Origin of the sequence: Blautia sp. LMAG:89 (genome assembly GCF_008679485.1) — a bacterium.
Classification (GTDB): Bacteria; Bacillota; Clostridia; order Lachnospirales; family Lachnospiraceae; genus Blautia_A; species Blautia_A fusiformis.
Map to the genome: position 1 here is coordinate 160,243 of NZ_NANC01000003.1, position 22,606 is coordinate 182,848.

At 44.8% G+C, this 22,606-nt stretch carries 22 protein-coding genes; 2 read left to right on the top strand and 20 right to left on the bottom strand.

From position 1 onward, the window contains the following. Positions 1-83 precede the first annotated feature (83 nt). Entirely contained in the window at positions 84-1,661 is a 1,578-nt protein-coding gene (guaA, locus tag CCC70_RS00975) for a glutamine-hydrolyzing GMP synthase (RefSeq protein ID WP_021652384.1), read from the top strand. Positions 1,662-1,741: 80 nt separating this feature from the next. On the opposite strand, the gene CCC70_RS00980 is transcribed toward guaA, so the two are convergent. From CCC70_RS00980 to CCC70_RS01015, 8 genes are all read right to left on the bottom strand, one after another. Then, the gene (locus CCC70_RS00980; RefSeq protein ID WP_118024894.1) at positions 1,742-2,926 is read right to left on the bottom strand and encodes a site-specific integrase; all 1,185 of its coding nucleotides are present in this window, start codon (positions 2,924-2,926) and stop codon (positions 1,742-1,744) included. A 36-nt stretch (positions 2,927-2,962) separates the two neighbouring features. After that, positions 2,963-3,157 carry a DUF3173 domain-containing protein gene (locus CCC70_RS00985; RefSeq protein ID WP_011861908.1) on the bottom strand — a complete coding sequence of 65 codons (195 nt, stop codon included), beginning with the start codon at positions 3,155-3,157 and terminating at the stop codon, positions 2,963-2,965. Positions 3,158-3,730: 573 nt separating this feature from the next. Further along, positions 3,731-3,970, bottom strand: coding sequence for a helix-turn-helix domain-containing protein (locus tag CCC70_RS00990; protein ID WP_009009556.1), 240 nt, complete (start codon positions 3,968-3,970; stop codon positions 3,731-3,733). Further along, positions 3,967-4,389, bottom strand: coding sequence for an RNA polymerase sigma factor (locus tag CCC70_RS00995; RefSeq protein WP_009009557.1), 423 nt, complete (start codon positions 4,387-4,389; stop codon positions 3,967-3,969). The genes CCC70_RS00990 and CCC70_RS00995 overlap by 4 nt, the downstream gene beginning before the upstream one ends. Positions 4,390-4,960: 571 nt before the next feature. After that, on the bottom strand, positions 4,961-7,303 hold the full coding sequence (locus tag CCC70_RS01000; protein ID WP_118209955.1) for an ABC transporter permease: 2,343 nt from the start codon (positions 7,301-7,303) through the stop codon (positions 4,961-4,963). Further along, positions 7,287-7,982, bottom strand: coding sequence for an ABC transporter ATP-binding protein (locus tag CCC70_RS01005; RefSeq protein ID WP_118209956.1), 696 nt, complete (start codon positions 7,980-7,982; stop codon positions 7,287-7,289). Before CCC70_RS01005 ends, CCC70_RS01000 begins: the two co-directional genes overlap by 17 nt. Before the next feature lie 62 nt (positions 7,983-8,044). After that, the gene (locus tag CCC70_RS01010; protein WP_118209957.1) at positions 8,045-9,274 is read right to left on the bottom strand and encodes a sensor histidine kinase; all 1,230 of its coding nucleotides are present in this window, start codon (positions 9,272-9,274) and stop codon (positions 8,045-8,047) included. Positions 9,275-9,276: 2 nt separating this feature from the next. Next, complete coding sequence (locus tag CCC70_RS01015) at positions 9,277-9,969, bottom strand: response regulator transcription factor (protein ID WP_118209958.1); 693 nt, start codon at positions 9,967-9,969, stop codon at positions 9,277-9,279. 332 nt (positions 9,970-10,301) lie between these two features. Here CCC70_RS01015 and CCC70_RS01025 point away from each other — a divergent pair, with 332 nt between their 5' ends. Next, positions 10,302-10,658, top strand: a complete 357-nt coding sequence (locus CCC70_RS01025; protein ID WP_118209959.1) for a helix-turn-helix transcriptional regulator — start codon at positions 10,302-10,304, stop codon at positions 10,656-10,658. Positions 10,659-10,738: 80 nt separating this feature from the next. On the opposite strand, the gene CCC70_RS01030 is transcribed toward CCC70_RS01025, so the two are convergent. From CCC70_RS01030 to CCC70_RS01085, 12 genes are all read right to left on the bottom strand, one after another. Beyond that, positions 10,739-11,647 carry a conjugal transfer protein gene (locus CCC70_RS01030; protein WP_118209960.1) on the bottom strand — a complete coding sequence of 303 codons (909 nt, stop codon included), beginning with the start codon at positions 11,645-11,647 and terminating at the stop codon, positions 10,739-10,741. Positions 11,648-11,663: 16 nt separating this feature from the next. Then, positions 11,664-12,668 carry a bifunctional lytic transglycosylase/C40 family peptidase gene (locus CCC70_RS01035; protein ID WP_287084092.1) on the bottom strand — a complete coding sequence of 335 codons (1,005 nt, stop codon included), beginning with the start codon at positions 12,666-12,668 and terminating at the stop codon, positions 11,664-11,666. Beyond that, positions 12,665-15,040, bottom strand: a complete 2,376-nt coding sequence (locus tag CCC70_RS01040) for a CD3337/EF1877 family mobilome membrane protein (protein ID WP_118625512.1) — start codon at positions 15,038-15,040, stop codon at positions 12,665-12,667. Before CCC70_RS01040 ends, CCC70_RS01035 begins: the two co-directional genes overlap by 4 nt. After that, positions 15,040-17,490 (bottom strand): ATP-binding protein, encoded by a 2,451-nt coding sequence (locus CCC70_RS01045; protein WP_287084093.1) that lies wholly within the window; start codon positions 17,488-17,490, stop codon positions 15,040-15,042. The genes CCC70_RS01040 and CCC70_RS01045 overlap by 1 nt, the downstream gene beginning before the upstream one ends. Beyond that, the gene (locus CCC70_RS01050; RefSeq protein WP_118209964.1) at positions 17,474-17,866 is read right to left on the bottom strand and encodes a conjugal transfer protein; all 393 of its coding nucleotides are present in this window, start codon (positions 17,864-17,866) and stop codon (positions 17,474-17,476) included. The genes CCC70_RS01045 and CCC70_RS01050 overlap by 17 nt, the downstream gene beginning before the upstream one ends. An 89-nt stretch (positions 17,867-17,955) precedes the next feature. Then, positions 17,956-18,444, bottom strand: a complete 489-nt coding sequence (locus CCC70_RS01055; protein WP_173721802.1) for an antirestriction protein ArdA — start codon at positions 18,442-18,444, stop codon at positions 17,956-17,958. Between the two features lie 129 nt (positions 18,445-18,573). Then, positions 18,574-18,795: a hypothetical protein gene (locus CCC70_RS01060; protein WP_002570387.1), complete on the bottom strand. Its 222-nt coding sequence runs from the start codon at positions 18,793-18,795 to the stop codon at positions 18,574-18,576. A gap of 51 nt (positions 18,796-18,846) precedes the next feature. After that, entirely contained in the window at positions 18,847-20,058 is a 1,212-nt protein-coding gene (gene mobT, locus CCC70_RS01065) for a MobT family relaxase (RefSeq protein ID WP_118209979.1), read from the bottom strand. Between the two features lie 164 nt (positions 20,059-20,222). Further along, positions 20,223-21,620 carry an FtsK/SpoIIIE domain-containing protein gene (locus CCC70_RS01070; protein WP_118209966.1) on the bottom strand — a complete coding sequence of 466 codons (1,398 nt, stop codon included), beginning with the start codon at positions 21,618-21,620 and terminating at the stop codon, positions 20,223-20,225. Between the two features lie 23 nt (positions 21,621-21,643). After that, positions 21,644-21,889 carry a hypothetical protein gene (locus tag CCC70_RS01075; protein WP_032547033.1) on the bottom strand — a complete coding sequence of 82 codons (246 nt, stop codon included), beginning with the start codon at positions 21,887-21,889 and terminating at the stop codon, positions 21,644-21,646. Between the two features lie 2 nt (positions 21,890-21,891). Next, on the bottom strand, positions 21,892-22,269 hold the full coding sequence (locus CCC70_RS01080) for a YdcP family protein (protein WP_118209967.1): 378 nt from the start codon (positions 22,267-22,269) through the stop codon (positions 21,892-21,894). Positions 22,270-22,290: 21 nt separating this feature from the next. Then, on the bottom strand, positions 22,291-22,605 hold the full coding sequence (locus CCC70_RS01085; RefSeq protein ID WP_287084096.1) for a YdcP family protein: 315 nt from the start codon (positions 22,603-22,605) through the stop codon (positions 22,291-22,293). Position 22,606 lies beyond the last annotated feature (1 nt).

A 22,606-nucleotide genomic window follows, 5' to 3' on the forward strand; every position in this document is an offset into this window, starting at 1 on the left:
AAAATTAGCATTGTAAAAGTGCATGTACTCATTTATAATGAGTAACAGATTCTAAAGATGTTATAAAAAACAGGAGGAAAGCCTTGAAAAGAGAATTAGTTATTGTCATTGATTTTGGCGGTCAGTACAATCAGCTGGTTGCAAGACGTGTCAGAGAATGCAATGTATATTGCGAAATTTATTCTTACAAGACAGATCTTGAGAAGATTAAAGCGATGAATCCTAAGGGAATCATCCTTACCGGCGGACCAAACAGCTGCTATGAGGCAGATTCACCGACTTACCAGAAAGAATTATTTGAGCTTGGTATTCCGGTACTTGGACTTTGCTATGGAGCACAGCTCATGATGCATGTCCTTGGCGGAAAAGTTGAGAAGGCAGATGTCAGCGAATACGGTAAGACAGAGCTTCTCATCGATAAGAAAGATTCCAGGATCTTCAAAAATGTATCCGACAAAACAATCTGCTGGATGAGCCATACAGACTATATTTCCCAGACTGCACCGGGATTTGAGATCGCTGCACATACTGCAGACTGTCCGGTAGCAACTGCACAGAATGAAGAGAAGAAACTGTATGCGATCCAGTTCCATCCGGAAGTACTGCACACAGTAGAAGGAAAGACAATGCTGTCCAACTTCGTGCTTGGTGTCTGCGAATGTGCCGGAGACTGGAAGATGGATGCCTTTGTTGAACACACGATCAAAGAGATCCGCGAGAAAGTCGGTGATGGAAAAGTTCTCCTTGCCCTGTCAGGTGGTGTAGATTCCTCCGTAGCAGCAGGACTTCTTTCCAGAGCGATCGGCAAGCAGCTTACCTGCGTATTTGTAGATCATGGTCTTCTTCGTAAGGATGAAGGTGATGAGGTTGAGGGTGTATTCGGACCGAATGGTCAGTTTGACCTGAACTTTATCCGCGTGAATGCACAGCAGAGATATTACGATAAGCTTGCTGGTGTTACAGAGCCTGAAGCGAAGCGTAAGATCATCGGTGAGGAATTTATCCGTATCTTCGAGGAGGAAGCCAAGAAGATCGGTGCTGTAGATTTCCTTGCACAGGGAACCATTTATCCGGACGTTGTAGAGAGCGGTCTCGGCGGAGAATCCGCAGTGATCAAATCCCATCACAACGTAGGAGGACTTCCGGATTTCGTTGATTTCAAAGAAATCATTGAGCCGCTTCGTGACCTGTTCAAAGATGAGGTCCGTAAAGCTGGCCTTGAGCTTGGAATTCCGGAAAGACTGGTATTCCGTCAGCCATTCCCGGGCCCGGGACTTGGAATCCGTATCATCGGTGAAGTCACCGAGGAAAAAGTACGCATCGTACAGGATGCAGACTACATCTACCGTGAAGAAGTCGACAATGCAGCCGCCGACTACAAAAAAGAACACGGAGAAGATCCGTCCTGGATGCCGAACCAGTACTTTGCAGCCCTTACAAATATGCGAAGCGTAGGTGTAATGGGAGACTTCAGAACATACGATTATGCAGTGGCGCTCCGCGCCGTTAAGACCATTGACTTCATGACTGCGGAGTCTGCTGAGATTCCTTATGCAGTACTTAATAAGGTGATGAACCGTATTATTAATGAAGTTAAGGGCGTAAACCGCGTATTCTATGATCTTACAAGTAAGCCGCCTGGAACGATTGAGTTTGAATAGTTGGAGCAGAGCTTCAAAGCCTTTATTTTCAAGGGTTTTGAGGCTCTTTCCTTTTAGAATTGCATTTTGATTGCATTTTTTTATTCAATGGCTCTGTGATAGATTGCTGTATGCTGATTGCTGGTGTAATCGGCAACACTGGTTGTTGCCGGAGTATAAGTGAGAACACCAGTTAATTTTTTGGCAACTTCCACGTTGGTGTTGGGATATAAATGTCCATAGGTTCCTAACGTAGTCTGTATCTTTTCATGCCCCAGACGTTCTTTAATCAATAAAGGATTTTCACCCATACTGATGAGCAGGGAAGCATGGGAATGTCTGAGTGCATGAATCTTGATACGGTGTACGCCTGCCAATCCAGCAAGTTTTTCTAATGCCCGTGGGAGGGTGTGCTTACTGGTGGGAATCCCATTGTAGCTTAGTACAAGGTCGCAGCCCTTTAAAACCTTTTGCTGTACTTCCTGCCATGCTTTCAATTCTTTGATGGTATCTGTGTCAATATAGATAGTGCGAATACTAGCTTGTGTCTTTGGCTCCACAAATTTGTATTCGTCCATTGTTTTATAGTACAGCGTTTTTGTTATACTTAAAAGTCCGGTTTCAAAGTTGATGTCCGACCATTGCAGGGCTGCGGCTTCTCCGATTCTCATTCCGGTCATAAACAGGAGCCAGTATGAAATGAAAAGGTAATGTTCGTAATAATCTCCCTTGTAGAGCAGGGAAATTACCTTTTGAAATTCATCCAGTGTCCAGAAATCCACTTTTGTTTTCTTGCTCTTGATGTTTCCTATCATTCGTGATGGATTTTTCTTTGCAAGACCGAGAACAACTGCTCTGTCAAAGGCAATAGAGAGCATACCCTGTACAATACGGATATAGTTTGGACTAAATTCTTTTGCGAGTTCAAGCTGCCAGTTCTGGACGTTAATGGGTTCTATCTCATCCACCGTCATTTTGTAAAAGTATGAAAAATGCTTCTGAATGGTAGAACGGCGGTTCAGATAGGTGCTTTCCTTTACTTGTGTTTTATACCAAGGAAGATAAGTTTCCTCAATAAACTGTTGAAAAGATAGCTGCTGTTTCTTTTCTGTTAATTCCTCTGTGGATGTCAGCATAAGTTTTGAATATGCTTCTCTGGCTTCTTTTTTTGTCTTGAATCCACTTTTGTATTTCTGAATCTGTTTTCCGGTAATCGGATGAAAACCTAAGTTTGCTCTAAAATAATAAGTTCCGTTTTCTGCTTTCTTAATAGGGTCTTTTGCCATGATTTCACTCCTTACATAAATGTGCAAGAAGTACAATCAGTTCGATTTATCAGTAAAAGTAATCCCTAGCAATTCTTCCACAGCTTCTCTGGGAACCCTGTCCAGTTTGCGTGACTGATAGTAGGTATGCCCTTTTGAAATCATAAGTTTTTTTGCTTCTCTTATGATGTCTGCTGCGAATGAAGTTCCATAACCCAGTTCTATTAAGTCTTTTTTTGTTACTGTAATCATGTTCCTCCTTTCCATAGACCAGATATGGAACCCTCAATATCTGTCTATATTATATCAGATTTTGTGGCAAAAGTAATATTAAGATTGTATTTCCTGCAAATAGTTATTTGATTTTGAATGAAAAATTCTAATTCAAAATGGTATCTAAGCAAGCCGAACAGCTTTCGCTAAAGCTCATGGGAATCTCACCCCTGCATGGTTCTCATCCAGCCGTACCCTTTGCCAGCGGTGCTACATCATCACACGGACTAAGGCTGTACGGAAGTATCATTATCACAATAGAAAGGTCATGGCGGCAGCTCTGCGGTAAGCTACTTATGGAACGCTGGCAGGAATCGCTATCCGGTATCATCCCTCCTTTGGTGGGTTACGGCGTGCCAGCCCAACGGCTCTCTTTCTATCGAAACGTATTCGGCTGCTTTATGCTGCGTTGATTAGACGCTTTCTTTTTCAAGGAACAATCCGGCTTTATCAGCCTGTTAAAATGCACTGGTGATAATGCACTTTAATAGACTGGCAAGCTCTGTCTGGGAAGCATGGGTTTGTCCACGCTTCCACAGGCGAGCGTTATTTCTAGTTTGGTTCCCTGATTTCAAAAGATAAAATCTTTGCAATCAGACGTGTTTCCATCCGGCGGCGTAGGGTTTCATCTACAACCATGTGGGTATTTCCATATTCGTCTTTCATGGGACGCATGGAACGGCTGGCAATAAAACCGCTGTAATGGCGTACAATCTGGTTGACTGCTTCAATATCGCCGTCCGTAGCTCTTACAATCACAGGAAACGGAATCATAGGGTGCTTTGCTGTCATGCTTCGTCCTCCATAAATTTTTTGATAAATTCCAGTCCGGCGTGTCTTCTTCTCTGGATGGTAGAACGGTTGACTTCCAGAATTTTTGAGATTTCCGTATCGTCAAATCCAAGAAAATAATATCGCAGGATAACGTCACGTTTCTTTCCGTCCAGACTTTCTAATGCTTCGGCTAACAGGCTGTTTTCAATGCGGACAGTAAATCCATCCATTTCAAAAGTATGGAAGTGGGATGGATAGGTGTCTTCGGAAGAAAACAGATTGACGGTGTAATCGTCCATATCACAGAACAGGGTTTCCCGTTTACACTGTCTGGACAACGCTTTGAGATAGTCTTTGCGTTCATCCTCCATAGCGACTTTACAGATATAATCAAACTGGTTCTCTATGGTTGTCTGAAATTCAGATGGCTTCATTATTGCTCACCCCCTTTCCAGCCTTGAAAGGGAGCGAGTTGATAGGAATTTCTGCTTCTTTCCCCCTTTTCGCTCTTAGTCCCGACAGGACAGGGGGCACAGTTGCATTTTTGAATAAAAAAATACACCCATTTTAAAATAAAAATGAGTGCATGAGAAATAACAGTAGAATAAATATGACTTGTCAGTTCATATTCAAAGTTGGACTTCCACAGTGGAGGAGCTATACTTTTTTTAATGAATGTAGCCTATGTACGTTATATAGCAGCAAAGAAATCCCCATAGCGGCAATCCTCCTAAATGCCGCTATTTATATTCTGCGTCATTGTTGGTTCAGTAATAGACAAAAAGAAGCGGCGGCTCTAAAAATCAAAGCCACCGCTTCAAAAGCACGTGAAAATCTGTCTGCGTTACGACGGCTTTTTTTTCTTTTGCCGTCGTCCGGCAGATAACAAACAAATATTATGTTTTGATTTATTTTATCAATATCAACTTACTTTAAGATGAATTTTAGCTTACGGATTTGTAAGATAGAAAAAGAGGGGGCACTTTTGAAATTCCCCCTCTCAAAAGATTATTGTGCACTAATATTTTCGACGATAGACATTCGCTGTAACCGTTTTGCAGGTCCTTTAACTGCCAAAAGAGAAGTCAACAGTACAATAGCGATTATGAGTATAAGGGGAATAAACGGAACACTCCATGCTGTTCCCCAAATATTTGTTATAAGACTTACATAGATAACCCAGTGCATAGGAAGTCCAATGATACAACCCCAAATCACTCCGCTTATTGCGTAGGTTCCTGCTTCTGCGATTATCATTTTTATAAGTTGGCGATTGCTCATTCCAATCGCTCGCATACTTCCGTATTCTTTCATTTTTGCGGCAACTCCCAGATTGATTGTATTCATAATATGGAAAATGGTAATAGCAACGATAATAGATAGGAAGCCGTAAACAAGAACTGCAAAAGTATAATACAGATTTCTTTGCTGCTGCACTTGAGAAAGGCTGTCTGAAAATATTACGCCACCATTAGTAAATATGTTTTTAATTGCGTTTACATCTTCACTGGAAGCGTTGTTCTCAAATTGAATGTCGATAATAGTATAGCCAGTTTCTCCGGTCAGTGCGCTAAAGGTTGCTTCCGAACAGAAAAAGGTTTCCGTACCCTTTACACGGGCTAAGGGGCTATCAGACAAAATTCCTGCAACCGTAACAGTTTTTTTCGTATTATTGATAGATAAAGTTATCTTGTCGCCAACTTGTACATTAACATTTCCCGTCTGTACGAATAGCACTTGATTTTCTTGCTGCATAACTGTTTCTATGGAACCTGCTACCAAAGAATCCGCCGCCCATTGAAATTGATTTTCCTCATAGGAAATAAGATTTGCATTGTAGCTTTTTCCATTATTTTCTGATGGAACATCATAAGCAAACATACGTCCGTATGCCCGCTTGACATCATTATTTTTCTTAATCTGTGCTAACATTTCGCTCTCAATCGAACAAGTATTAGTTTCACTTGCTATGGATAATTCCGGCGTATAAACCGGGGGCACAAAAGCATTTTGCATAAAATCAACAAGTGTACTGAACGTGAGAAACAATGTAATACAGATAGCAAATGCCCCTGTCATTAAAATGTAATTTCTTTTCTTTGCTTTTGCGTGATGAATACCCAATGCGGTTTCAATTTTAAATGTCTTTGTGTTAGCTGCTTTGTGAAACGTAGCTATTTGTCCAGCATTCCCTGATACAGCGGTAAGCGGAGAAACTTTTGCGGCTCTTTTTGCCGGAGAACAGGCAGCCAGTAAAACGGTCAGCAATCCTAACAAAATACTTGCGACTATACTTATCCAACTAATACCCCAAATCGGCATTGAAGAAAACCATTCTGGACTTATTACCCGCATGGCGGCAGACAAAATCCAGACAATCACAATGGAGAATATAATTCCAATGGGAATAGCCGTTTTACACCAATACAGCCCCTCTAAGCGTACAAATCGCATTATTTGTCTTTTGGTTGCCCCCAGACACCGGAGCATACCAAAAAATTCTGTTCTCTCTGCGACATTGCTGTTTAGACTGCTTGAAATCATCAAAATGCAAGTCAGCATGACAATAAGTGAAAGAATAAAGGCTACTTGATAAATCTGGTTTACACCTGTTTTCCCCTCTATTTGCCCTTGTATGCTCAAAAGAGGAGTATTTCCGGTTATCTGTTCATCAGTCAGATGATTGGCTGCTTTTATATCATTGATTGCGTCCGGTATATTGCATAAATGTGAAAACTGGGCAACATAACTTTCATTAGCGCTAGAAACAGCCAGCGTTCCTAAACCCTCTGGTGTCATTACTACAATCGGCAAATTCTCAGCAATCAAGCGTGAAGTTTTTGTATCATCTAAAAAGCCAACTATCTGATAATCTGCCACACTTCCGTTCGGATTATACAATTCAACTGTATCATTCAACAAAACAGAAGCAGTATCTTTAAGTGAAGAAGATATTGCAATCTCGTTTGGTGCGTCTGGATATTCTCCCTCTGCAATCCCGTTCAGAAATATATCTTCAAAAACCCTTTTATCTTGTGCGCTGATAGTAATAGGCTGTTCTTTAATAGAATATCCTGCTTCAGAAGAAACTGTATTATGCCACCCGGAAATTTTTACCTCTGGACGAGCTGAAATAAAGGAAGCTGTCTGCGAATCAATAGTATGAAACGCATAATGCCAGTTTCCGCTTTTCTCTATTTCGTGTTGCGTAACACCCTGTAAATACATATCGGCAAGACCAAACATGACAGCAACCAAAATAACCGCAAGAGTAATACAAATACGGGTCATTCTACTTTGCTTGCGGTGGATTTTGGTCAATATAGGGACAAGTTTAAGATAATGCTTCATTTGCTGTCCCTCCTAAGTCTGTAAGAATACCGTCGCTCACACGAAACACCCTGTCAACCGAAGATGTTAAATTATTATTGTGCGTTATCATCAAAATTGTTTGTTTAAAATGTCTTGACGCACTGATAAGCATATCAATAACGTCTTGACTATTTTTACTGTCGAGGTTTCCCGTTGGTTCGTCAGCTAAAATTAGTTTTGGCTGTGTTATCAAAGCTCTCCCAATCGCTACTCGTTGTTGCTGTCCTCCGGATAACTGGCTAGGTAAATGATAGCGGCGTTCTGCCAATCCAAGTAAATCGAGGATTTCGTTTACTTTTTTAGGGTCTGGCTTTTGATAATCTAACAGTAGAGGGAAAATAATATTTTGTTCTACATTCAGCTCAGACACAAGTTGGAATGACTGAAAAATAAATCCTATGTTGCGTCGTCTGTAAATTGTCCGTTTTTCTTCTTTCATAGAAAACAGATTTTGCCCGTCAATAAAAATAGAGCCTGAAGTCGGCATATCTAAAGCACCGATGCAGTTAAGCAAAGTACTTTTTCCAGAACCAGATTCACCTACAACTGCGGCAAATTCCCCTTTTTCAAGAGAGAAAGACACATTTTTTAAAGCATTTACTTTTGCTTCGCCTTTCCCGTAAGTTTTACATAATTTTTCAACTTTTAAAATTTCCATAAATCATAGACCTCCTTTCTTAAAGGATAACAGGAGCAGCTTACAATCCGGTGAATTTCACCTTACGATTTCGTAAGGAAAGAAACTGAAAAAGTAGTACCTTCATGTAAAACACTTTGAACAGAAATAAGCCCCTCTTGTCCCTCTATAATAGATTTTGCAAGAGGAAGTCCTAACCCAATTCCCGGAGTGTTGAGGGAATATTTACTGCGATAAAAGCGTTTGAAAATATGGTGTATATCTTCCGGGGCAATTCCACTTCCATTATCAGAAACTAAAATTCGTATCATAGTTGGTGTACTTTCCCAAGTAATCTTTATTATTCCACCTATTTCTGTATGGTCTAACGCGTTCTTTACAAGGTTCCCAATCGCTTCACTTGTCCAATCCATATCACACATAATAACTTGATTAGATGTTCCATTTACAATAATCTGTTTTTTTTCTTGTGCAGCTCTTATTGTAAGTTCACTGATAGCGTTTTTAACTAATTCCTGTATAAGACAGGTACGCTTGTCAAAAAGAATATTTCCAGTATCTAAACGTGCGATTTTAAGCATAGACAAAATAAGCTGTTCTATTCGTTTTAAGGCGGTTCCGGTTTTTTGCGAAAATTTTTTTACTGTTTCAATATTATCTGGTTCCGCTTCTATAATTTCTTGATACATCATCAAAGCTGCTAATGGAGTTTTCAGTTGATGTGAAATATCTGAAATTGTGCTTTTCAAAAATTCTTTTGTTTTATGTTCTGTTTCACTTTTGGCTTTAAGCATAGTTGCAAGCTGTTCAACAGAAGCAAATAAACGAAAAAGTTCCCCCTCACTGTCTTGCGGTAAATGACAAGAATAGTCATTGTTAATATAGTTATCTATAATTTTTCCAGACTGTCGATATAGATTATTTCTAATTTGTAGGAAAGAAATAACCCCAATGACAAGAATTATCACTAGACAAATTCCCCCTCCTAATGCTATACGCAAAAAGTGATATTGAAACTGGGAAAAATGTGGCAACAAGCTACCAAACGTATTTGTGGTAATTCCCAGATTATCTAAAAATTCCATTCCCGCGGTACTTATATCTGTGGAAGAAATAGCATTGGCAATTACTTCTTTTGAAACCGCCTGTTCCAACAAGGCAGATACAATAGCTCTATCATGTTCCAGATACATAGACTTTGCTGTATTTAATTGATTTATAGAAAACCATGTAGAAACTCCCACAAGTAAAATACTGTATATAGCAATAAAAAGAGAAAAGTGTTTTATTTGCTTGTCACGAAAAATATTCATACTTACACCTCTTTCCACTGATAACCAAAGCCGCGAATGGTTATTAAGCGCTGCGGGTGGGAAGCGTCAGTTTCCACTTTTTCGCGAAGCCGCCGGATATAAACCGATAAGGTGTTATCGTCAACAAAATTTCCTGTACCGTCCCATAAATCATTTAGAATAATATCTCTAGAAACAATGCGATTTGCATTTCGTACTAACAGACAAAGCAGACGGTATTCTGCGTTTGTCAGTTCTAGTATTTTATTGTTCAAAATTACGCGGCAACTTAAAAAGTCAATCGAAATGTCCCCACATTTCAATACACTTGCCTTGTCCTGAGGTGTTACTCCTGCACGTCGTAACAAGGCACGAATACGGGAACATAGTTCCCCCAACTTAAAGGGCTTTGTAACATAATCGTCCCCGCCACAATCCAAGCCACGAATAATATTGACTTCTTCATCAGAAGCAGTCAAAAAGATAATCGGTATTTGTTTGTTATGTTTCCGCACATTTTTGCAAACCTCAAAGCCTGTTCCGTCCGGCAGTGTCACATCAAGAATAAGCAAATCGTATTTTTCGATTTGCGCTAATTGCTTTTCTGCTTCTTCAACAGTACGGGCAATATCAACGTAGAAACCATTTTTCTTTAGAGAGTAATACAACCCGTCTATTAAGCTAATATCATCTTCTAAAAGTAATAAGTTACTCATGCTTAAACTCCTTTCTCCTTGCGTCAACAGGTTTTTCTGCATCCTTTGGTATCAACCACATATAACCGATTTTTGAAACTCTCGGTATTCTATCTTCCTTACAAAGAATCTGTACACGTCGTTCAGAAATCCCCCATTTCTTCGCTGCTTCGTGGCAAGACATATATTCCATAACACCCAAGTCCTTTCTACAAATCATATCAGTATAATTATAGTCGGACATACGAATAATAGCAAGTGCAAGTCTATGAATTATTATGGCTATAAATAGGAACTGTGTAGACGTATTCAGTATGAAAGAGGAACAGTAGAATGTATATGGGTGAATAAATATGGCAAAAAGACCAACAGCTAAATATGACTTTAAGGCTTTCGGACAAGCTATCAAAGCAGCGAGAACCGAACGAAAAGAGAGCCGCAAGAAAGTAAGTGATGAAATGTATATCTCACCACGTTATCTTGCTAACATTGAAAATAAAGGGCAACAGCCGAGTTTGCAAATCTTTTATGAGCTTGTAACACGTTATGATATATCCGTAGACCAATTCTTTTTCCCAGATAAATCAGCGGAAAAAGATACACAACGCAGACAACTTGATACATTGCTTGATAGTATGAGCGAGAAAGGAATACGGGTAGTCACCGCCACAGCAAAAGAGATAGCCAAAGTCGAAACAGAGGACAGGTGAATGTCCAGAACAGAATTTTAATGAGAAGACACATTGTAATCTTTCAAGAAATACAATGTGTCTTCTGTATTTATATAGCTCTATTTCACAATCTTCCAGTTTTCCCCGTTCTTTTCCAGCACAAGGTCAAACTGCGATACCTGTGTTGTCATGGTCTGGTTATCCAGATATTTCACCGCAAGGGAAGCCGTCACCTGATTTCCGTTTCGGTTGTAGACCGGATTCACCAGTTCCGAGAAGATATATTCTTTCCCCACAGGTTTCAGCACGCCCTCATTCACATAATAGGTCAGCTCCTTTGCGGTTGCCGTAGGGTACAGCTTGAAAAAGGTGGTGAGAAATTCGTTGATTTCTTCTGTGGTGATGGAATCCACCGTACCGTCACTTTGTACCGTTTTTGGCGTATAGCCGGATTTTACGGGAACGCTGGTGATGGTAGGATTCTGGATAATCGTCAGGTTTCCAGAGCCGTCCACATAGACCGTCACCTGATAGGCGGAACGGACGGTTTTACCGGATTCCCCCTCTGTAATACGCTGTTCCACCGTATAAGTCACTTCATAATGCTGTTCCTTTTCTTCTGTGATTTCCCATATCTGAAAATCGGTCAGGGCAGACGATACGGGGATGTCCTTTCGGACAGTATCTACATTCAGGGCTTGCAGTTCTCCGGTAAGATACCCTTTTAAAGCGTTTGTCCGGTTATCAATGGAAGCGGCGGACTGTTCCCATGAATAGTAGACTTCTGCGAAATTCTCCACAAAGTTTTCTATCTTGTGGGTGTCGAGGATGGTTTCCTCAATTACTTTGGTTTCATGGACAGTATGAATGTCTATCGCCGTGAAATTCTTATAGACGGCAAACAGGAAGCTCACTGCCAGCAGCACCCACAGGGCAATTACGGTTTTTTTGTGGGTATTGACTTTGTAAACTTTCAGTTTCTTTTCTTTCTGCTTTTTCTGGTTATCCTCTTTTCTAATCTGAATCATATCGGTTCATCCTTTCTTATTGTTTGATTCGTCCGGCTCCGGCAAGGTGCTGTTGCCAGTAGGAGCCTGTCAGGTCTGCGTAGCCAATGGGATTTCCGGCATGGTACATCCGGTTATTTCCCACATACAGCCCCACATGGGTGATGTAGGTTCCGGCGTTGTAGGTGGAGTGGAAAAAGACCAAATCCCCTGCTTTTGCTTCGGACAGGGGGATGTGCTGCGTTACATTGTACTGTTCCTGAGCTGTCCGTGGCAGGGCGATTCCTGCCTTTCCATAACACCACTGCACCAGTCCCGAACAGTCAAAGGAAGTGGAGGGGGAATCGCCCCCGTACACATACGTCCAGCCCTCATACTTTAAGGCTTCGTCCATGATAGCCTGTACCGTTTCATCATTAAACTGTGCCACGGTCAGGTATTGCGATACCAAGAGGACATAGAACATATTTCCATAGGAATATCGCCAGCCCCCGTTTTTCTCTACCGCAACAGGGTTGGTGTAGGTGACTTTCTTTCCGCCGGATTTGTCCCTTGCGAAGCTCTCTGCCAGTTCAAAGGTGTATTTTTTTCCGTGTCCTGCCACATAGTCTAGGAAACCGCCGCCGTAATTATAGGATTGAATCACGCTGTTTAAGTCACAGCCCTTTGTTTCTGCCGCTGCGAGCAGTTCCGAGAAATACTTGCAGCCTTGTTTAATGGATTCCTCTGTACTCAGGGAGTTCGGGGGAAGCCCCAGAGATTCCGAGGACTGCATAACGTCTTCTAGCGTGCCGCCGGATTCCACCTGAATGATGGCGGGCAGTACATTTAAGTATTCCTCTATGCCATATTCCTTTGCATACTTTTCCAGCATAGGCTTATGGGCGAGGACTTCCTGTGATACGCTCACACCCCCATAGATAAGGTTTCCGCCGCTTCCGCCGTCTTCCTCATCCGAGAAGACAATCACCACCAAAAGGAGCAGGGAGAACATCATCACGAACACGCCGGAACAGGCAAAGAAAAGGTGTCTTAACTTCATGGCTTCTCCCCTTTCTTCTGTTTGGCAGCTGCTTTTTCCGTTTTTGTCCACTCCTTTCTGGCGGTGGTACGCCGGATGGTAAAGTTCGATTCTTTTACCGCAGGGGCAGCCCGTTTTCTTTCCGGTATCACAGGAGCCGTATCGTTATGGACAGGTCTTGCCGGACGGGGAGCAGCAGGTGTAGTAGTTGTCTTTTGTCTTTCCTCTGGTTTGTCTGGGGAAGCCGGAGGGACTATCTGGCGTTCTGTCCTTACAGGCGGTGTTTGTTCATGGTGGATGGAAGCCGCTTTTACCACCGGAACCGAAGCCCGTTCTGCCACAGTTCCCCCATAAGGAACCTGTCCCCGTTCCCTGATGGATGGGGAAGCAGGCTGCATGGCTGGTTTTCCTGCATGAATGGTATCTGCATGGTTTTGGAAATCTTCCGGCTGCTTTGCAGTAACAGGGCGTTCATGGACAGGAGCCGCTCCTTTGAGTACTTCGGAAGCTGTCTTTTGCTGTTGTTTTGCCTGTTCCAGTTCCGCCCTGCGTTCTGCAATGGTCTGTCTGCGGCTTTCTGCCTGTGCGTTTCGCTGTTCGGCTCTGGCAGTTCGGGTCTGGGTCACGCTGGAAGTAAAATCCCGTACTCCCTCTGATACCTGTGTTTTCCCGTGGTAAAGGGCGTACTTTGCATTGACGGGCAAATCCTTTGCCTGCTCCCGAAGCTGTCCAGCAGTATCGCTTATCTTATCTTTGGTATCTGCCACCGCACCTACCGCAGAGCCAGCCCGTTTCCATGCGGATTCCTTTTCCGGTGCTGCCTGCCCGTCTGGTCTGCTGTGGTCTGCCTGTGTCCGTTTGGAAGAACCGGAGCTGGAAGCAGTTCTCTGGTCTGAGCCAGCCTGTTTTCCTGCATGGTAGGCAGCCGTACCAGCCCCAAGAGCCGCCACAGAACGTCCTAACTTATGCTGTAAACGGTGCATATGGGCGTGCATGAGCATACGGGGTCTTCGCATGATACGGCTTCCCATGCTTTGGGAATCGCCGCTCTGCAAGGAGAACATCCCCATCAAATCCCCCAGCTTGAAATAAATTCCGGCAAAGGTCACTATCTGCAAGAACGCCGTCAGAAAGAACGGATATTCCCCAGACAGGTTGTAGAGCATGGTGGAAATACTGAACGCTACCGTGATAATCAGGGTGATTCCGGCTCTGGTAAGGATGGTATTGAACAGTTTCGTAATGGCACGTTTTGACATCCCCTCAAAAGAGGGAACCATGCTAAGGAGGAAGCTCACAGGCAGGAACATGGCATAGATGATAAAAAGCACCTGTGAAAAAATCATTATCCCCGTGAGCAGGAATACAAAAACGGAGATACCGATATTGAACATGAACAGGAAGAAGACGGTTCCCAAGCGGTTGATGGTCTTTGTGATGGTAAGGTTCGTATTTTCCCTGTCTTCGATTTCCTCCACTACGATTTCTTCCCTGTCCTGCCCGTTGTTTTCGTCTGGACTGGTTGAGAGCAGGCGTTCCACACGGTCAGTCCCAAGGCTTTCCACATCCGAGTTGCCGTATTGCAGCAGGAGCCACGGCTGCTTGACCTGAATGGAAAACAGGCTGTCCCGTATCAAATACACGCTGTCTTTTCCTTGACTTTCCGAGTTCGGCAGCACAATCTTTGTGCCAAGGGTCAGGCTGGCATTGCTGATGTCTGCGGAAAATTCATTGATTTTCCCGATATAATCAGGGGCATAGGCGATAAAGGAAGCGGACAGCACGAACACCACCACGAAATTCACAACGGCATGGATGGCTTTTGTGGTTTCCCGTTTGATAAGCCCTGTGTAGGCAACGTAAATCCCCACTACCAGAATGAGAATCAGCAGGAACCCGACATAAAATCCCTCCGAGGACAAGCCGCCTGTGGTAACGCCTGCAAGGGTCTGCATATTTTTCCCAATGGAATCCGCCGTAGAGGAAATGAAGTCCAGCGAGTAGGCTTCCTGAATCAGATACCCCGTGGCGTTGGAAAGGTACAGGCTGATTGTCCAGATAAAATTTGTGATGGCATACAGCCCGTACATCACCTGTTTTCCGATACCGTCCAGCCAGTTCCACGGGAGCCAGTCCCATCCGCTGTCCACATAAAAATCAAGCTGGTAGTTGTCCAGAGGATATTTGCTGTATTCGTTGGCAGCGTCCACCGTATCATCCACCAGTCCGGCAGCGTGGGCGGCTGTGCCGAAGACTGCCAGCAGCAGGAGGATGAGCAGGAGTGCCAGAAGCACCCTGCCAATCACTTTTCCTGCTATTTTCCAAGACAAGCCCTTTTTTTCTGAATAGGGAACAGGGAGTTGCTGCCCGTTGGAAGTTCTATGTATCACCATCATTCCACCTCTTTTCTTACGGGCGGTCTGGTATCAAAGGCATGGAACAGGTCTTCAAAGATAGGATGGAACTGTATCACTCCCACACGCCCGTACAAATCACTGATAAGGCACTGCCCGTTTTCCAAGTCACGGAGCCGCTTCTGGTTGTTTTCATCTTCGGAATCCACACTGAAAAAGGCGAGGGTCTTCTTGATTTCGTTGATGTCCGTGGAACGGAACGCAAACTTTAAGCCCAGATTGTTTTTCAGCTTTTCATCCAGTAAATCGTCCGTGTTCTGGGTGACAAAGTAAACGCCTGCGTTCATGGCACGTCCGGCACGAACCAGCTTCATAGAGAGGGTCTTGCCCTGTGCCACCTGTAAGAAGCTCCATGCTTCATCCAAATCCACAATCTTAAACACACTGCGGTCGGTATGGATGAAGTCGAGGGCAAAGGTGCTGATTACAATGAGCATTGCCACGGAAAGCAGTTCCATTGTGGTGTATTCTTCAAACGAGGTTTCCTTATCCGGCAGCACCAAATCCGCCACCTGAATGATATTGAGCTGCTTTTCAAGGCTGATGGACTGTGTGACATCCCCATCCGAAAAGAGCAGGTGTGCAAAGTCATAGTCCGTAAAGGATTCAATATGGTCTGCTATGCTGGTGCTGATGGTGGTTCCCTCCGCCCGTAGTTCTTCAATCACCTTGAAAAGCCCCCGTTCCTCACTGTTTGTCACCGCACGGATGGCTTTCCGAAGAACAGGGAACTTTTCCCCGTCACGGCTGGAAATGCCCGTTAAAAAGGTCAGGATGTCGATTGCCAGTGATTCGGAATCCTTTGGGTTCTCCATAATCACATACGGGTCGAGTAAGCCCCTGTTCTGTTCCTCTGAGGTCAGGTTTACGATATTGATTTCATGGGCGATTTCCGGCAGGGTTTCTTTCCAGCGTCCCCGTTCTGCTTTCGGGTCAACAATGAGTGCCTGTGCCCCAAATAATACACAGTAGTAGACAATCATGTTGTTACTGAATGATTTTCCACCGCCGAGGGAGCCGACAAAAGCGGCAGCAAGGGCGTTGGTGACAGAGCCTTTTACCCCTTGACTGGCAAGGGCAGGCTTTAAGTACACGTTTCTTCCCGTATCAAGGCTGTACCCGATATAAATACCCTCCGGTTCCCCTAACATCTGGGTTGCCCCGAAGCCAAGACCAGCAAGGAAGTCGCTGGTGACATACTGGATGTAATCGTTCAGATACCGTTTGCTGGCAGGGAGAAATTCCCCATGCAGCCCCAGCATATCCCCAAAGGGGCGAACCAGCTTCACGTTCAAATCGTCATAAAAATCTTTTACCTCATTGCAGCGGCGTTTCAGTTCTTCCAAGTCGGGAGCCGTCACACGCACCACATAGGACAGCTTATACATGGATTCCTTGCTCTGGTCTAAGGTGGATTCCAGCTCATTTACGCTGTCTAAAGCGTCCACCACGTTTGTACTGGTTTCACTGTCATTCTGCCATGCGTGGTTGTCCAAATCTTTCAGCTCTTTTTTCTTGTTCCGCACCGTGGAGAGGGCTTTCCGGTTTGTCACAATCTCCACATTCATAGAGGTATCAATGGGAAAAGTGAATTGCTGCTGCTGATAGTAAAAGATTTCCGAGGATGGGAAGTCCAGTTCCCCCACAATGCTGTTGATGGTGAAGTAGGCGGCATAAACCGTCCCGTCTTCCTGTTCGATTTTCAGATACCGCTGGTTTTCCTCTATCAGACAACGGGTGGGTTTGATGAGGTCATAGTATTTCACCAGCGTTTCTTCCTGAAACCGCTTCTTTGGCAGGTAATACTCATAATCTTCGTAGGCGGTTCCGGTCTGCCCGTATAAATGCTCAATCAGATAACCAAAATCGTCCTTATCAAGCCGCCGGACTTTAAAGCGGCGTGAGATTTTACTTTCCAACAGTTTTTCCATCTTCTGAAACCGCCAGATTTCCTCATTGCTCATGGAAACAAAATCCCCCATGAGCTTGTGGTTGACTTCATGGAGAAAATCGGAAACGGCGGTCTTTGCTTCCCTGCGAAACTGCTTCATGGTGACTTCCTGCTCATTGACAAGCAGCTTGAAGCCGATAAAAAAGCGGTAGTCCACCTGATTTTCCCCTATCATGGAAATCAGGGCTTCGGTCTGTGCGTCAATCTTTGCACAGGCAACGTCCTTTAGCTTGCCTGTCACTTCCTGTTTGGAGCGTTCCTGTGCCGCCCGTATGCTGGATTCCGTGCTGATTTGCAGGGCGTGAATCTTCCCGTCCCTGTTCTGGGCGATAAGCTGCCGGAACGAATCGTGTACCTGATATTTCTGTTCAGGGCTTAAAAAGGAATAGTTGTAGGGAAGCAGCTCATAGTAAGCAAAGCACTCCCCATCATGGTTGAACACAAGGTTATTTTCGATATACTTAATCGGATATGCCATAAATATCACTCCTTACTGCCGTGATGGGCTGTGCCGGAGATTCCTTTTCCAGCTTCACGGGCTTTCCTGCATAGGTCAGTTTCGGGCGTACCAGATATGCCAGTACGGATTTCAGGAAGCCGTAAGGCTTCTTCCCGTCAAAGGTCTTCTGGCACATGAACCAAGTGAGGGCAAAGGGTACGCCGAAATATTTCAAAAATGCCCCGTCAATGAACGAAAGGGGAGGGAGGTTCCCCAAGAGCATAACTGCAAACACCGATACCACGAACCACGCCATCTGTGTGAACGTGATGGGGAATGGCAGCTTAAAATCATTGATGGAATATAGTACCTTTTCCACCGACCAGATACTGGTATAGCTTCGTATTTTTTTCATGTTGTCCGTCCTTTCTAAAAGATGGGGCAGCAAAAGCCGCCCCTGAATAAAAAAGCCGCCTGTATTTCTTGAAAGAGATACAGACGGGTCTACCGTAAGATTTCATATACGCCGTGGTTTGTGACAACAAAGGTTCCCTCCAATTCCATGTCACGCCCATAGGCTGCATAGTCGATATAGTTTTGTAAGTGTGCCGGAAGTTCCCCAAGCTGTCCAGTTTCTTCCAGATAGTAGCGAGCCACATCCGCCATATCGTCACAGCCGGAATGGCAGATAATATCGTCTTCATGCTCACAGAGTTCTTCGATACTGCCAAAGTAGGATTGCAGCTCTGATAGTTCCTCCTGAATGTACTCCGGTAAGTCCTCCACCATTTCACACAGGCGGTTGACTTCCTCAATGGGGGTGTATTCGTCAATCTCAAAGGGCAGCTCATAGTCATGGATGGCGTATTCCTCATACTCATCATTCAAGCCGATACGTTCCTTGACTTCCTCAAAATCCACAGGCGGCGTAAACCATGCCCCCACCAGTTCGCCCTCATTGTATTTTCCTAAGTTGGCAATGTAAATCCGCATTTCTTCCACAGTGTCACCTCCATTCTCCGTCAGGCTTCTTTTGGGGAGTTACGCTCCCCAAGCCCCTAGTGGACTTCCGCTATGAAGCAATCAGAGCTTGCTCCATAACGGAAGTGTGATATGTTTTTTCTATGCACCGATAATCTTATTGAACAGTTCCAGTAAAATGTCCTTTACACCGTCCGCATTGAAGACCAGACCGACCGCTACAAGGGACACCACCAGAAAACCGATAAGTTTGGAAAATTCCCTCTTAAATCCAAGGTACAGTCCAATCACCACGATTGCCAGCAGCACAAGGGACTGGGCGTTGGATAAAAACCAGTTGTAAAGATTCTGTCCGAAATTCATAAAAGCTCCTTTCTTTCTTGTAAGATTCCTTATGTTTCAAGATTGCCGCCGTTAAAGCACCACCTCCTTTGCAGCGGCGGCTTGCTGCTTCAGGATTTTTTCATGCTTCTCCGTCAGCCTTGCATGGGTGATGATGTCATGGACAATCTGGGTGTGGTTCATCTTATCCAGACGGAGAGCCAGCTTTAAGGTGGGTGCTACCTGATGTGAGAGCCAGTGCAGGGTGCGTTCAAAGGAATAGGGTTCCGGTTTGGTTGTCAGTTTCAGGCTTCCCCTGTGTTCCCCGATAAACCACGCCCATTCCTCACTGATACGCCAGTCAGAACGGGGCTTTGTATCGTCCCTGTCCACGAACCGGACATAGCGGTTGATGATTTGAAAGGCTGTCCGTTCTGGATTGTCATGTTCTAACAGGTCACGGATGGCGTAAAAGGCACGCTCATTTTTCAGCCGGATTTCAAAGCGGTTCTTTACCTCTGCGTCCGCAATGGGAATATCATGCTTCTTGTACTGCTCATAGTCCTTTTCGTAAATGCAGAAGTACACCTCACTTTGGAGGGAACCAATATACAGGGTGTTCCCCATACATTCTTTTTCCCCACGCCGTACCAGTTCGCCGCTGCGGTAGCTTTTGAAGCTGCGGAAGACCGAGATACATTCCTCATTCCGGCACTTCTCTGTCAGATTGGGAATGTTCAGGATTCCCGTTTTGTCATTGATAGCGAGGTCAAGCCGCTTCGTCACGCCGTCCTCCATGAGAACGTCCATGAAAAATTCATACCAGCTCCGTTCCTGTGCCAGCAGATAGCTTTCAAACTGGCGGCAGCCACGCCCTTTCAGTTCCAACAGCACCCCTTTTTCCAGTTCCGGTGATACCAGAACGAAAATATCCCCCAGATAGTAATGCTCCGTGTAAGAGTAGAAGCCGTAGTCTTCATGGATAAAGTAAGGCAGTTTTAGCCGCAGCACGTCTTCCACGATATGCTTCACATCCGTAGTGGGAAAGCGAATCCGCACATAGTCAAAGAGCATTTCAAGGGGATTGTCTGGATTGAAGCGTTCCAGAGCTTTCGTGATGGTTTCCTGTAATGTTTCGGATGGGTGAGCCTTGCCCGTTTCAATATCGCTCAGGTACGGACGGGTAATTCCGGCAGCTAAGGCAAGTTTCTGTTGTGAGATACCGTAAACTTCCCGTTTCTCTTTGATGTCCCGTACCCATGTTTCTTCGTTCAGCGAAAATCCCTCCTGTCTAAAAAAGCGTATGTCAACTTTCGGAGCCTTGTTGACATACGCCGGATATGGGAAAAATCCCTTGTGTACCGTGGGATTCTGCCCTGTTGTTTGGTTGTTGCCTGTCGATTTGTACCCCTCTGTTAGATACGAGGGGTTTATGCTAGCGTGCCTTGCGGCACACCAGCCACAGCAGGTCAGTCCGTTTCTGCGGCTTTCGCTTCGCACGCCGCCTGCACTCCCTGCCTGCTGTCTGTCAGTTTTTTTATTTCTTTGAGGAAATCGTGTCCTTTGGGTACTAGGGGTGTGTAAAACTCCGAGATAACGCTGGTTCCCACATCCACATAGCCACGCCCTTTTATCTGCTTTAGGAAGAAGTCCTTTGTGGTTTCCCCGAACATCATCCCATAGCCCATTTCCGACATCCGCCCCAGAGCCACACGGAAATTGAACTGGTCACGGATTCCATCCCCCAGATACTTTGCGTCCGGACGCTGGCAGGCGAGAATCAGGAAGAAACCAGCCTGCCGCCCAAGCATAACGATTTGTTTTAACTTGTTGAGGACAGCGGCATTTTCCTTTGTGCCGAGCATTTCCATAAATGCCACATATTCATCAAAGATAAGGAAATTTGCCGGAAGCCCCAAGTAAGCGTAGTTTTCCCCTGTCCGGTAATTCTCCATGAGCTTCATGTCTTCGCTGCGTTTCATCATTTCCTCATAGAAACGGTCAATACAGGCGAGCATATCTTCCTTTTTGTAGTACACATCCGGCATAACCTCCTGTAAGTCCGCAAGGTCGGCGTTTTTGGGGTCTAACACGAACAGGACGGCGTTGGTGCGGAGCAGGGCTTCAATGAGGGTCAGGATGAAGTAGGTCTTTCCGCCGCCGGTTCCTCCGGCAATGAGCATATGGGGGAGCTTGTCATACTCCCACCAGACATTTTCCATGAGCCGGAGTCTGCCATCCTTTGCCTGTACGTCCTCAATGGAGATACGGTTGGCAATGGTATCATAGAGCAGGGTGTACTCCACATAGGAATCCTTTAATTCCTTATCCGTCAGCTCACAGTACAAGCCGCTTTCCAGTTTTTTCTCCAAGTTTAAGAGCTGTTCCTGATATTTCCCCAAGGTGATTTCTACACGGATATGGAGCAAGCCCTGTTTCATCCGGTAGTAGATTTTGGGAAAGTAAGTGATGGTTTCTTTGGAACGGCTGGAAGACAAGTCCTTGAAAAAAGCGTCTTCCGTTCTCTGCTCCGATTCATACCACTTGTTTTCCAACACCATCCTTGCCAGCTTTTGGCGGTGGATGAGCTGCTTTACTTCGTCCCTGCGGTATCGCCAGAACAGAAGAACTGTTGTAAGACACACCAGCCCTGCCATGCCCATGCTGAATAACAGGTAAGGGATATTTACATCCTGTGCTATCTGGGAGAGGGGCACTTCCTGCCAGTTGGTTCCGGCTATTTGCCGGATATGAAACAGTAGGACAACCAGCAGGAAGACAGGGAACAGGGCAGCAAGGGCAGTATGGGACACAAGGTCTTTATCCGTGGGACGGATACGTTTTCCACGGGGGAAAAGCTGCTTCATGGGAACAATCCTCCTTTCCGTGATTAAAAATAGCCCATATAAAGCAGCGAATATCCTTTCTTGCTGTCTTCCATATGGGCTTGAAATAAAAAAGTATAGCCGGATGACTCCCTGCACAGACATTCCGGCATATAAACTGCCAGATTTTCCGGCGGCTGATAATCTTCTAGGGCTTCGATAAGAAGCTGACCTGCCATCCAGCAGTATTCCGGCAGAGAAACCAGCCGGAAGTCCTGTTCGTATTCTTCATATCCAGTAATTGCGTCCATACTTATTTTTCTGCTGGCGGTTCTTTCTTTGGCGGCTGCGGATTCATGGCAGCACCTTTTTTCAGAACAATATCATCCGCCTTGATGTACCAGTCCACCTCTGCCCCCTGAAAGGTAGCCGTTGCCACGGTATCTGCCACAGGATTGATGATTTCCACCTCTGCGTTGTAATCGAACTCCTTTAATGGCACGCTGGCAGGGATAGAAACCTGAATCATACGCCCCTGTCCTCTGGATTTTAAGTCATAGGTACGCTCCTTGATTTCTTCTGATACCGAGCCGTCTTCATTCTGGAGGTGAACCTCACGGCGGAGGGCAGAAAATTTCAATGCCCCGAATGTTGCTTCCTTGTCAATCACGATTCCGTTTGCTAATCTCATAGTCTGATGTCCTCCTTTTCCTTACACTTTTACCATATCGTCAGCGTGTAAAATGTAGTTAGTGAAGCCCCTTGTGCCGATTTTATAGCCCTCTGCGGTGATACGGGGATTGACGAGCTTCACACGTTCTTCAAAGTCAAAATGCTTCTCTCCGGCTTCGGCAGGGAGGATAACCACAATATCATCCGCCCTCTGTACGTCTGAATAAAGGTTGAAGCTGCGGGAGAGTACCGCCACGCGTCCGTTGATTCTTCTTTGTTCTGTTTTGTCTTCTCCGGCAAACTCCAAGTTGCCGAATGTCTTTTCCATGTTGGGGATAACGAATTTTAATTCCATA